Origin of the sequence: Streptococcus sp. DD04 (assembly GCF_001578725.1) — a bacterium.
GTDB lineage: Bacteria > Bacillota > Bacilli > Lactobacillales > Streptococcaceae > Streptococcus > Streptococcus sinensis.
Window position 1 is genome coordinate 1 of the sequence record NZ_KQ969021.1, and the last position, 272, is coordinate 272.

1 pseudogene is annotated in these 272 nt (G+C 35.3%); it reads right to left on the bottom strand.

Features of this window, described 5'->3' with window-relative positions:
• Positions 1-132: 132 nt before the first annotated feature.
• Positions 133-272, bottom strand: a pseudogene (locus tag STRDD04_RS11065) (IS110 family transposase); the annotation flags it as partial.

Consider the following 272-nt stretch of genomic DNA (forward strand, 5'->3'; position numbering starts at 1 on the left):
GATAAGACAGTAGCTATTCTGAGGTTACTGTCTTATTTTTAACACTTTTTGATCCATAAAAGGGCATGCTAAAAAACACCTCATCTGGTATTTTTTGAAACAAGGTGTTCCAATAATATGGCATAGACAGCCTTATCGCTTTTGGGTCAAAGAATAATCGTAAAGTTTGTTATGCGTTAATGAGGTAATACATTGTTCGAATGAGACGAAGTATAGAGGCAATCGTATGTGGCTTAGTTGAAGCTATTGTCGATTGTCTTTTTCGTTTCTCA